Genomic DNA, 12,580 nt, shown 5'->3' with positions numbered 1-12,580 from the left:
CGGTGGCGCGAACTGGGTGGTTCGTGATCGGCCAGATAGTGGCCCCTTTCGGTTTGCGGGGCGAGGCCAAGGTCGAGTGCCTAACCGACTTACCCGAGCGTTACGAGAAGGGTCTGCGCTGTTGGGTCGGGCGACATCCGTCTACCGCCCACGAGATGCGTGTGGACAGGGTGCGATGGCATAAGGGGCGCGTGCTGGTGAAGTTCCAGGGAGTGGATCGGGTGGAGGACGTCGAGCCCTTGCGTGGAATGGAGTTGTTCCTTCCCGACTCGGAACGTGCCGATCTGCCACCCGGCGTGTACTACGATGACGACCTGATCGGGCTACCCGTGTGGACGGACGACGGCAGGCTGTTAGGGAGTCTCGAACACATCCACCACAACGCTGCCAACGACGTGTACGAGGTCGCAGGCATTCTGATCCCTGTCGTGAAGCACGTGGTCACCCAGATTGATCTGGAAGGGGGCCGAATCGTGATTCACCCCATCCCAGGACTGCTGGACGATGATGAACGGTAGATGAACTTCATCACCTTCGTCGGCAACGCGGACCCGGCCATACCTACCAACCCAGTCCTGCTACCGCGAGCTCTCGCCGCTATCGGGCATCGGGTTCTGATGGTCGAAGTTCACGATAGGCAGAACAGCCGCACACTGCAACCCTGGCAGTGGGGACGCACCGCTACACGCTCGCCGAGAGAAAACATGGCGGTGATGACCTACATCCCTTCCCTACCCGCTCGCCTCGCGCTAACAGCGGGTATGGAGCGGCGGATTATGAGGCGAGCCGTGTTGGATTGCGCTGGGCGGCTGTGGGGGGATGCGCCTACACACCTGATGATCTTCAGCCCGAACGAGGCACGTTTTCGAGCTGTATTCCCGGAACTGTCATTCGTTTATCGCGTCATCGACGACTATCCGACGATGCCGTTCTACGCTGCGGACCCGGAGGGTTGCAGGCGTGAGGATGAGAGGCTTTGTCGGGAAGCGATCGCCGTGTTCCCTAGCAACCCGAAGCTGCTGGAACAGCGCAAGCACCTGAATCCGAAACACCTACTCGTGCCGAACGGAGTGGACTACGAACACTTCGCCCGCACGGACCTCGCCGTGCCGGAGGAAATGGCCGGCCTGCCGCGACCTATCATCGGCTTCTCTGGTGCGGTGGATGCGTATAAGTTGGACTTTGGGCTGCTGGCGGAGATGGCGCGAATGCGGCCGCAGTGGAGCTTCGTGCTGGTAGGCAAGGTGGGAGTGTGCGACGATACCGCCGAAGCTGCGCTGCCCACTGCGCCGAATCTGCACTATCTGGGCTTTCGGTCCTACGACATCCTGCCAGCGTATGTGGCAGCTATGGACGTCGGGATCATCCCCTATGCGATCAACGCTTACACGGAAGGGGTGTCACCCCTCAAGCTGTATGAGTATCTCGCGGCAGGCAAGGGGGTGGTAACGACCCCACTACCGTTCGCCGATGCCGCCGGACCTCTAGTCCGGGTGGCTGCGGACGCCTCGCAGTTCGTCGAAGCGCTCGAGGACGAGCTTGCCCACCCAGAACGAGAAGCCGACCGACGGGCAGCAGCGGTAGCCAACTCTTGGTCGGAGCGGGCCAGCACTATCACACGGTACCTCTGCCAGCAGTAGGGCGGTGGGTGCCAGGCAATCACCCAGCGTGGTTTCGCCGTCTAGGCGATGATTGTGTCCGGCGGGACGCCGCAGCACCGTGTCGTCCCCGCGAAGGCGGGGACCCAGGCCCTCTCCGGCGGGACGCCGGAGCCACGAGGCGCAGTTGGGCGCCTATGACGGTGAGGACCTGCTGGGTGCGAACCGCGGGGTAGGCGAGGTCGCAGTCAACCGAAGTGGGGCGTACGCATGGGAAGGTGCCGGTGCCACGACCCAAGGCCGCCTCAACATCTTCCGAGGTCAGGAGAACCTCTCGGCGCGCGTATTCGGTTCCGAGCCTCACGAGGTGGAACTGCTCGGCAGCGGTAGGTTCGCGTATGCCCTCGGCTTTGCAGGGGAGTCGCCGTTGTGGTACGGGTATGGCAGTCTGCAGAGCGGCTTGTTCGTCGGCTCGCTCAACCTGTCGGTGGACGCGGGCATTCCGAACGCCCCCTTCCCCGAGGCATGGGCGACGAACGAGCTGGGCGATGTGCTGTGGTTGTACAAGGAGAACGTGGGTGGCAGCTATCGGTACAACCTGTGGCTCTCGACGCTGGTTCCGGAACCGTCGCCGATGTTAGTGCTACCGCTGCTAGCGCTGGCTGCTCCCTCGCTGTTCCGCCGTCGGTAGCGAGTTGTGTTCGGCATAGTGGTCCTGCGTGTCAGGCAGTGATCGCTACCCGCAGGCGACGGAGGCTACCGCCTTCGCCACGTCGCGGGCCACGTGCTTATTGAACACGCTCGGGATGATCAGTTCCTCCGATAGGTGGTCCTCTGGAATGCTACTGGCGATCGCGTGTGCTGCCGCGAGTTTCATCTCGGTCGTCACCTTTCGCGCACCGCAGTCCAGCATTCCTCGGAAGAACCCCGGGAAGCACAGCACGTTGTTGATCTGATTCGGATAGTCGGACCTTCCGGTGGCGATGATACGGGCATAGGGAGCAGCCTCTTCGGGCATGATCTCCGGTACGGGGTTCGACATGGCGAAGATGATCGGCTCCGGCGCCATCGTCTTCAGCATGTCCACGGAGAGGAGCCCCGCTTGTGCCAACCCGATAAACATGTTGGCGCCACGAACTGCATCGGCGAGACTCCCCTTGATGCGCCTCGGGTTGGTCACCTCGGCGAGCCACTTTCGCTTCGGGTGGGCGTCCTTCACTTCGTCGGGATGCAGGATGCCCGTACGCCCCACGCACACGATGTCTTTCACTCCGGCGTCTATGAGCAGCGACGTCACGGCCGTGCCCGATGCGCCCGCTCCGGCAACCGCGATCCGCAGTTCGGAGATGGTCTTGCCCACCACCTTGAGGGCGTTTAGGAGCGCCGCGAGAACCACTACGGCGGTTCCATGCTGATCATCGTGGAAGATCGGGATGTCGCACTCTCTGATCAGCCTGTCTTCCACATCGAAGCAACGCGGTGCAGAGATGTCCTCGAGGTTGATGCCGCCGAATCCGGGCGAGATGTTCACCACCGTCCTCACAATCTCGTCCACGTCCTTGGTAGCGAGGCAGATGGGGTAGGCGTCCACATTGCCGAACTCCTTGAACAGCACTGCCTTGCCTTCCATAACCGGCATCGCGCCACATGGGCCGATGTCGCCGAGTCCCAAGACCGCGGTGCCGTCGCTGACCACGGCGACTGAGTTTCCTTTGATCGTGAGCTGTCGCATCGCAGCGGGGTCCTTCTCGGTCATTTTGCAGATGCGCGCCACGCCAGGGGTGTACACCATGGAGAGGTCGTCGTAGTTGCGAAGGGGGCGCTTCGACTGGATTTCCAGCTTGCCGCCGATGTGCACCTGGGTGGTGCGGTCGTGGACGTGCAGCACCTTCACGCCAGGCACTGCCTTCACCGCCGTGACGACTCTCTGCTCGTGTTCCTCACTGCTCGCGAGAACCACCACGTCGCGAACCTTGTTGTTGCGGTCGGCGGATACGAGGTCAATCGAACCGAGCATGGCGCCGGTAGACCCAATGGCCTCCGCCACCAACGCGAACGACCCCGGGCGGTTCGGAAGTCGTATCCGAAGGGTTAAACTATAGGACGGTGAACCTGTGGTGATCATTCTCGCTGTCACTCCTCGGGTCCGATTGTGGCCCAAACGGCTGGCAGATTGCACGCAAGTCCGCGCTCGGCGTCACAAGATTCGCCCATGGCCTGGTCTTTCTGGGACAGTGGGCGAAACTCTGCACAAGTGTTCGTGCAATCTTCGGCGCAGCCTAGAACCACATACTCGCCCTACTGAATGGCCTACGAGGGGGGTATGGATCTAGCCGCTAAGTTGAAGTCCCTGCCCAAGGAGCCGGGCTGTTATCTCTTTCGCGGCGCGGACGGCGACGTGCTCTATGTCGGCAAGGCGGTATCTCTGCGCTCTCGAGTCCGCTCCTACTTCCAGAAGTCGGCCAAGCACTCGCTCAAAGTGGCACGCCTCGTGTCACGGGTCGCCGACCTGGAGACCTTCGTAACCGACACGGAGCTAGAGGCGCTGGTGTTAGAGTGCAACCTGATTAAGCGCTATCGGCCGCCGTTCAACGTGCGTCTGCGGGACGACAAATCATATCCCTACATCGCCGTAACGCTAGGCGAGCCGTTCCCTCGTGTTATGTTCACCAGGTTGCGTAAGAAAGGGGGCACGCGGTACTTTGGTCCGTTCTCCAGCGCGTTTGCCGTGAGGGACACGGTGCGGTTGTTGCACAAGCTGTTCCCGCTAATACCTTGCCAGAAGGTGTGGACGAACAAGAGGGAGCAAAGACCTTGCCTCTACTACCACCTCGGGCAGTGTCTGGGGCCGTGCGCCGGGCTTTCGGATCGGCGTCAGTACCGCGAGGTGATACGCAACGTTGTCCTGTTTTTGGAAGGCAAACAAGAGGAGCTGGCCCAGCGCGTCCGCCGAGAGATGGAAGACGCCGCCGAAGCCATGGAGTTCGAGCGTGCCGCCGCCCTTCGCGACAAGCTAGCGAGCATCGAGGCCGTGATGCAGCGGCAGAAGGTGCTCGGTGATCCGGATAGCGACCAAGACGTCATAGCACTCGTAAAGGATGAGCGAGGGGCGTGCGTGCAGATGTTCTACGTACGTTCCGGCAAGCTGGTAGGCCAGCGCAGCTTCTTCTTGGATGCGGGTCCTGACGACAGCCCGGAACTTGCCGTGCAGCAATTCGTGAAGCAATTCTATGCCGACGCCGCAGAAGTGCCGCGCGAGGTGCTACTGCCAGTGGAGATCGAGGAGCGAAACATCGTTCAGCAGTGGCTTCGCCAGAAGAGCGGTACCACGGTGACGGTGAACGTGCCTCGTGGGGGAAAGAAGCTCGAGCTCGTGGAGATGGCAGCGAACAATGCCGAGCTCGCATTGACAGAATTCCGCAGCGATCTGGAGCAGCGAGAGGCTTGGGTGGATCAGGCGCTGACGGAGTTGCAGGAGGTATTAGGTTTGGAGACGCTGCCCATGCGCATCGAGTGTTACGACATCTCGAACATCCAAGGCACAGCCCCAGTGGGCAGCATGGTAGTGATGGAGAACGGGGAGGCGGCGAAAGACGAGTATCGGAGGTTTCGCATCCGCTTCAACCCGGAGAGTCCCGATGACTTCGCGATGATGCGAGAGGTGATTCTGCGCAGGCTCCGGGCCGCCGCTGAGGGTGACGAGAAGTTCACGAAACTTCCCGACCTCATGGTGATAGACGGCGGCAAAGGACAACTGAACGCCGCGCTGCAAGCGATGTCGGAGGTAGAGCTATCGGTGCCTGCAGTAGGCCTAGCCAAACGACAGGAACTGATCTTCCGACCCGATAACCCCGAGCCGCTTGCACTGCCTGCCAATTCCCGAGGTCTCATGCTGTTGCGACGCCTCAGAGACGAGGCACACCGCTTCGCTCTTAGCTACCATCGCAAGCTACGCGCCAAGCGGGCGGTGGGTTCGGTCCTGGAGGAGATCCCGGGTGTGGGGCCGCGTCGGCGGCGACTGTTGCTTCGCACGTTCGGATCGGTCGCGGCGATACGCGATGCCTCGATTCAGGCGCTAGCTGCAGTGCCTACGATGACCGAAAGCATGGCCCGTAGGATTAAGGAGTACCTCCAAGAGGTGTGACCAGTAAGGCAGCTAGATATCCTGCACGGGCGGCGACGTCTGGATCCCGCTCACCTTCTGCAAGACGAACTCGTACATCGTACTGCCCTGCAGTGCGAACGTACCGACGAATGCCCGCCCTTCCCGCAGCATGAGCACCCGAACCGGGCCCAAGCCGAGTACGCGCACGGCAGCACCATCCATCCCTGCGATGGACAGTGAGACAACCGTGTCTTCCGATGTCATCAGACGATAGGAGCGCCCTGCAGAGATCCACAGCATGCAGTGACCGGTGGCCGGCAAGGCGAGCACGCAGTCCTGGTCACCCTGCACGTATGCGTGCGTGGCGCCCCAGCTGTCACCGTTAGGGAAGAACATTCGGAAGGCGTGGGAGTTGCGTCCCTCCAACCACCATGTGCGTGCGAACAGCGCCGCACGCACGGCCGTCGAATCGAAATCGCCGTCCGAAGGATGCAAAGGGATCAGTAGCCAATCGGCTTCCGAAGCGTCGGGCAGAGGCACCGATTGGCCGTACACAACTCGAACGCCACACTCCGACCAACGGTTGATGGGATGGTTCCACTCAGCCGGTCGCCTACCCTGCACGCTGTTCTGTGTGGTCGGGAGCGTGAAGCTGGATGAGAGGGGTACTGCGACGTATCCGTGGTTCCAGTCTGTTCCACCCCTGCTGTCACGCTTGAAAAGAATATGCGACAAAGTCGCGATGCTGTGGCCGGATTGTAGTTGCTGGCGCGGTGTGGTGCCATCCCACAGCGTCTCTGGGCCGTCATGGAACATTGCGATGATTCTGCCCGGCCTAAGCGCCGCCGCAAAGTAAAGGTACGGGGTGGCCGCAGTCTCGAGCTGGCCCGTCAGGCGCCATCGCACGTTGCGGTGAAGGAAGTCGCGATAGCAGGTCCACGTCTCCTCCACGTCGTAAGGCGCTGCCACGGAGGCATCGGCGGTTTTGAGGGTAGTTCGCGAACTGACGATGGCCATTCCGGTCCACTGCGTCCTGAGGTGCTGCACCAAGTCGAGGGGAGGCGGATTGTAGTCGAACGAGTCGATTACGCCACTGGCATCAGTGATGCGGTACGAGTCGGCGCCCGTGGTGCCACCGCGCGAGGACCAGAAGGAGGTGCCGGCAGCGTTCGAGTAGCCTGCGGCAAACATTTTGGCTGCGTTGTCGGCATGCATCACCATTCCACCGTATGCAGTGGTAGGCCCGATCATTCCGCCCTTCGCATCTATGATGTTACATGGTACTGGACCCCGATTCCCTGGCCAGTTCTGTTGTGCAGGCAGACTGCCGAATGGGAACACGGCTGCGTAGGAGGGGGTCACCACCACCGATGCCTTGGTGCCATGGTTGTAGCGGAACGATACGTCCACATGCTTCGGTTGAATGTTGAAGAAGGCCGAACCGAGATCTATGATCGTGGCAAGCGCCATAGCCATCTCGGAGACTGTATGCGTGGCACTATTCGGTCCTTGGATATAGGACGGAACCCCGGACGAGTACATCAGTCCACCGTGCTCACAGACAGGTGGCACGCCTGGCCAAGGGTGTTGGGCGCCGCCTGCTCCGAGCAGCTCGCCATCCAGTGCGCCTAGGTGCTCCAGCCAGCGGTCGCACAGGTACCGGCAGTAGTTAGGTAGCTCGGGCCACCAGTGCAGAGACGGGTTGACCGCAATCGTCGCCATTGCATCAGCGCGGTTTCGTACACCTTGAGTGGAGCGATATGCCAGGCCGCCGTCGAGCGATGTGATGTACTGACCGACGTCTACCAGATTCCCAGCCATCGAGAAGGATGCGAGGATGTGTGCAGCACCGTTTCGGATTTTCTCCAACTGCTCCGGGGTGACGGTCAGCAAGCCCTCCGAAATCCACCTATCCAGATGGCGTATTCCGGCTACGGCCTGAATGGCGTAGTAGGCGAGGTTCGATGTGTGAAACGTTTGAGGGCTCCATCTTCCATAGTGATATTCCCAGCCGTCGAAGTAGCTCGCCCCCGGAGCCATTTCGACTTCACAGTAAGTGTCGAGGTGTGCTTGCATCCTCGAAGGCATTCCCGGAGTGCCGACGAGATGCGAGTAGTACTTTGGGATGAAACCCCACTTCATCGCTTGCTCGCGCTCTCTCGGCATCCAGCTGTTGGGCTCATGCATCCAGAGGTTCCCCAACACCTGACGAATTCGGTCCTTATCCACGTTGTCGAAGGTGAAGTATGCCCTCGACAGCGCTTCGCATGTCCAGCAGTAGGTAGCACCATGAGTGCCACCGAAGGTGCCGTCCATGATGCGGTCCACGTACTTCCCAGAAGGCTGATAAGCTACCCAGATCATCTGTTGCACGGCCGCCTCTGCCTGCGCGATAAGCGTCGGGCTGGCCATACCATGCTGCTTCAGGACCGAAATCGCAATGATCATCTGTGCAGCGATATCGGTGGTCTGAATGGTGCCTACAGGCATCACGTAAGGGTAGTCCGGCGAGTTTCCGTACCACCACGGCTTATCGGGCAAGTACTGACCCGACATAAAGTCGGCTATGTAGCGCAGCTTTTCCAGATATGTGTTCTTGCTCAAAGCTGGCACGGGATGCAGAGTCGCCATCGGATATCACCTGATCTCAAGTCGCATGCGGTATCTCGTAGATAGCGTCGAATTCAGACCGCCATGATACGCGGGCCCGTCCTGCTTATACCTATCCACTGTGCCGCAAAGCCTCACAACGCCAACACAACATTCCCTCGTGCCGTCCCCAACCTACGCCGCAACCTGGTGGCCCAGACTAGGGATCACCGAATCGTGCAAACGACACTAGAACGATCGCCAAGTCTGGAACCCCCACTTGGCCATCGTCATCCAGGTCGGACATGTCGTCTGCCTGGTCGAAGTGTAGCAGAACCGAGTTCAGGTCCTGCATATCGACTGCATTGTCGCCGTTCGTATCGCCATTCACTAGCGAGAGGTCGGCCGATCCCCCGACGAGTCCGTCATTAACTAGTCGGCATGTGCTTCGGAGGTAGTGAGTCGGCTTCGCAGACACCGTATATTCACCACGCGGCAGTTCCACGAACACATCGAACTCCCCATCCTCGTTCAGCCTAGCCTCACGATACATCACTCCCGCTGCAGAGGCGATCCGTAGTGTAATCATCGGCACGGGAGGCGCCAGCTCTGAACGATTGCTGAACTCCACTCGCCCGCGCAGGGTCACGAAGTCGCGATACTCGGGGTCGCTAGGATCTATCAAACCGATAATCTCCCAGCTAAGCGGTGGCATCTCGAACTGACACCTCACACGATCCGAATCATTCTGTGCTTGCCAGCCGCCTTTCATCGCATGGAACCAAGCCGTGTTTATGTCCTCGGGCAGGAAGTACTCGCTTGGTAGGATATCCACCGAGACGACCTTCGAGGTCTCGCTAGGATTCCAGAAACACAGGTAACCGTAGCGGCCACGCAGCTTGGGTCTCAGGTGGTACACGCCATCCACCCACTCGGATCCATGAAGGCTCTCATTCCAGGGGTCGTAAGGGCGAGGGGTGGCCGTGTCGAACTGGGCATACGCCAGGTAGTCGGTGTTTGCCCGGAACCAGGCGATCCACTTTCGAACGAGCGACTCCTCTTCTGAAGTCATATACTCCACCATGTTCGAGAGTTCGAAGTTGCAGAACAACGCACACACCGACGTGAGGTTGTACTCGAGGGCACCGAGGGAGTCGGCGCAGAATGGGATGGATATCGGCGAAGTACCTGTACGGCACCAGTTGGGAGTCAGCAAACCCGAGTAGTAGGCGGCATACCGCGTGGAATCGGCGTTCCGATACCACCATCTACTCTCGTAGCGGCGCGGATCGTACAACGATGCTAGGAGCCAATCGGAGTACCACCCAAAGTCGTTGTAGGACGTCCGCTCCGCGCGCGTTCCGGTTCTGTAGATGTGGAAGTCCGGAACCTCGGCTCGGACGGCTGCGATGAAGTCCTTCCATGCCATCGTCTGAGCAGCCGTGGCCTCCCCGGGCGTGTGGCCGTGGTTCGGCGCGTAGCATCCTTCTACGAACAGCGTGAAATCGAGTTTCATGAACGTCGCGCCGGAAGCGCGGACCTCGTCCACGATGCGTGCCGTGATGTGTTCCTTCCACGCACTCGCGAAGCAGTTGACGTGGAAGGACCCTGCTCCAGGAGCGTAGGGGGTCTGATTAGGGTGCAGCACCAGGTTACTGAACTGATAACTTTGAGCATCCTGAGCAGTCAGGGCCGGTGCCATCCAGAAGCCGAAATCCATTCCATTAGCACGACACGCGGCACCTAGTGCTTCGAGACCGCCCGGGAACCGATCACGGGTCGCCACCCAGTCCCCGTACTTCTTCTGCCAACCGTCGTCTACGACGAAAATATCGCAACCGAGATCGGCCACCTTGTCGAGCGCACGTAGACAATCTTGTTCAGTCAGCCACCACTTGTAGCCGTACCATGTGTTGAACACGATAGGCCTATTGGACATTCTTGCGTGGGACAGGTAGGCGCCCCAATAGAGTTGCAGAGCGAACGCCGCTGTGAATCGGCTGCCACGGCATATTGCGAGCACCGAGGGCTCTGTCTCCGTCACCTGCGCCTGCACCTTCAGACTCGAGCGGATGCCCAGCGAATAGCGGGTGCAGCTCGCGAGGGGCATACCCTCGTTGACTTGGATCCCGAACGCGTAACCCGACCCGCCGACGACGATGCCGTTATCGCCCCAGTCCCCGTACACCTGGCGGTCGAACTCGGGGCGAAAGCGCAAGTCGTCCAGTTGCACCTTGTATACATCGGTTGGCTCCGCAAACTCGAACCACTTTGCGAGCCACGGGCGATCGCCGCGAAAAACCCTGTAGCACAGTGTGAAGCGGAGCCCGTTGCGCTCCAAGTGGACCCTCAAAACGAGCGAATCGCGTGCCTCGGACACGTCGGAGCCAAGAACCGTGCTGCCTGCCGCCTCGATCGTCTCACCACTCGCGAGGACAACCTCTCCTTCGCCGGTCGCAGAAGCCAGCAATTCCGTGCCCTGGTATTGCAGTGACACTGTGCGCATCTCTGGCGAGATCACCCGGCGGTAGATGTCGTTCTCGAGAACGAAACCCTCGGGGCCGACCGAGACTTGTGCAAAGTCACCCTCGAAGAACGGACAGGGGTTTTCGGCCAACGCGCCAATACCGGAGAACACTGCCGCAAGCATGAGTGCCGCTCGGAGCATCAACCGCATCCCAACATAATACAGGCGAACGGCCCGGGTGTCAAGACCCTGCGACTGCAACAGCTGCGTGGCTTACAATCTCCTGTAGGACCCGCAGTTGGCCGAGACAGCATTAGCCACAGCCTCTGCCACCATCGGATTGAAGACGCTTGGCACGATGAAGTCCTCCGAGAGCTGCTCATCCGAGACTACGGAGGCGATCGCGTGTGCAGCAGCTAGCTTCATTTTCAGGGTCACGCGCTGCGCTCCGCAATCGAGCAGGCCGCGGAAGAAACCCGGGAAGCACAAGACGTTGTTGATCTGATTTGGATAGTCGGAACGGCCCGTCGCGACAATAGCGGCATACTGCTGAGCGAGTTCTGGCAGAATCTCGGGGTCGGGGTTGGCCATCGCGAAGATGATGGGATCAGGGGCCATGGTGCGCAAGGCATCGAGCGACAGAATGTTCGGGGCGGCAACACCGACGAACATATTTGCACCTCGAACGGCATCCTCCAAGCTTCCTCGAAGCCGTCGCGGGTTCGTGACTTGGGCCAGCCATCTACGCTTCGGGTGCGCTCCCTGCATGTCGTCGGGGTGAAGGATTCCGGTCACGTCCACAACGGTCAGGTCACGAACGCCCACTTCGAGGAGCAGCGCGCTCACGGCCGTCCCGGCAGCACCCGCGCCGGCCACCACCACGCGAAGGTCCTCGGCCCTGCTGCGGAGCAGCTTCAGCGCGTTGATCAGAGCCGCAACGACGACAACCGCAGTTCCGTGCTGGTCATCGTGAAACACCGGGATGTCCAGTCGCTCGGCCAGGCGCTCCTCCACGTCGAAGCATCGCGGCCCGGAGATGTCCTCTAAATTGATGCCTCCGAAAACCGGTGCGATGCGCTCGACCGTCTCGACAATCTCGTTGACGTCTTGCGTGTCCAAGCAGATCGGGAAGGCATCCACGTTTGCAAACTGCTTGAACAGGACGGCCTTGCCTTCCATGACGGGCAGAGCACTAATCGGACCGATGTTGCCCAGGCCGAGAACCGCGCTTCCGTCGGTGACGATGGCCACGGTGTTGCCGCGAATGGTGTATCGCCGTGCCAACGCGGAGTTGTCCTTGATCATCTTGCATATTCGAGCGACGCCGGGCGTGTAGAGCATGGAAAGGTCGTCGTAGGTCTTGCAGGCATACCGGGGATGCTCTTCCAACTTGCCGCCAACGTGCACTTGGGTGGTTCGGTCGTGCACCTCGAGCACTTCGACACCCCCAACTCCTGCGATGGCTTCCAAAATCTGATACTGGTGTTCCTCGCTCGATGCCAGGATGTCTACATCCCGCACCTTGTGGGTGTGGTTGGCGGAAACCAAGTCAATAGAGCCCAGAGCCGCTCCCGATCCGCCGATGGCCTCTGCGATACGGGCAAACATGCCGGGCACGTTCGGGATGCGCAATCGAACCGTGAGGCTGAAGGATGGCGAGCAAGCAGGCATTGGACAACACGCTCCACTAACATTGTGTATTATCGCGCAAGGGCGTCGAGGGCATTTGGGGCCTTTGTGAAATATCACTCAAGTGCAACGGGTATCATTCGACCGGTCGCCAGCCTAGCACCAACCTACCCTGCTGGGCAGGAATCGGCA

At 60.3% G+C, this 12,580-nt stretch carries 8 protein-coding genes; 4 read left to right on the top strand and 4 right to left on the bottom strand.

Features of this window, described 5'->3' with window-relative positions:
- Positions 1-2 precede the first annotated feature (2 nt).
- The 3 genes from rimM (at position 3) to HRF45_03740 (ending at position 2,289) form a co-directional block, all read left to right on the top strand.
- The gene (rimM, locus tag HRF45_03750; protein ID MEP0765641.1) at positions 3-518 is read left to right on the top strand and encodes a 16S rRNA processing protein RimM; all 516 of its coding nucleotides are present in this window, start codon (positions 3-5) and stop codon (positions 516-518) included.
- The gene (locus HRF45_03745) at positions 519-1,640 is read left to right on the top strand and encodes a glycosyltransferase (protein MEP0765640.1); all 1,122 of its coding nucleotides are present in this window, start codon (positions 519-521) and stop codon (positions 1,638-1,640) included.
- A 145-nt stretch (positions 1,641-1,785) separates the two neighbouring features.
- Entirely contained in the window at positions 1,786-2,289 is a 504-nt protein-coding gene (locus tag HRF45_03740) for a hypothetical protein (GenBank protein MEP0765639.1), read from the top strand.
- Between the two features lie 45 nt (positions 2,290-2,334).
- Here the strand turns inward: HRF45_03740 and HRF45_03735 are convergent, their stop codons facing one another.
- Positions 2,335-3,723: an NAD-dependent malic enzyme gene (locus HRF45_03735; GenBank protein MEP0765638.1), complete on the bottom strand. Its 1,389-nt coding sequence runs from the start codon at positions 3,721-3,723 to the stop codon at positions 2,335-2,337.
- A 198-nt stretch (positions 3,724-3,921) separates the two neighbouring features.
- Here HRF45_03735 and uvrC point away from each other — a divergent pair, with 198 nt between their 5' ends.
- A complete protein-coding gene (uvrC, locus tag HRF45_03730) occupies positions 3,922-5,742 on the top strand; it encodes an excinuclease ABC subunit UvrC (protein ID MEP0765637.1) in 1,821 nt (606 codons plus the stop codon).
- 12 nt (positions 5,743-5,754) lie between these two features.
- Here uvrC and HRF45_03725 read toward each other — a convergent pair whose 3' ends face one another.
- From HRF45_03725 to HRF45_03715, 3 genes are all read right to left on the bottom strand, one after another.
- Positions 5,755-8,334, bottom strand: a complete 2,580-nt coding sequence (locus tag HRF45_03725; GenBank protein ID MEP0765636.1) for a hypothetical protein — start codon at positions 8,332-8,334, stop codon at positions 5,755-5,757.
- Between the two features lie 178 nt (positions 8,335-8,512).
- Positions 8,513-10,960 (bottom strand): alpha-galactosidase, encoded by a 2,448-nt coding sequence (locus HRF45_03720; GenBank protein MEP0765635.1) that lies wholly within the window; start codon positions 10,958-10,960, stop codon positions 8,513-8,515.
- A gap of 72 nt (positions 10,961-11,032) precedes the next feature.
- On the bottom strand, positions 11,033-12,430 hold the full coding sequence (locus HRF45_03715; protein ID MEP0765634.1) for an NAD-dependent malic enzyme: 1,398 nt from the start codon (positions 12,428-12,430) through the stop codon (positions 11,033-11,035).
- Between the last annotated feature and the right edge of the window lie 150 nt (positions 12,431-12,580).

The sequence above is a fragment of the Fimbriimonadia bacterium genome (assembly GCA_039961735.1).
Taxonomy (GTDB): Bacteria; Armatimonadota; Fimbriimonadia; order Fimbriimonadales; family JABRVX01; genus JABRVX01.
The sequence above is the reverse complement of the archived record's forward strand: the minus strand, read 5'-3'. Positions and strand labels throughout refer to the sequence as shown.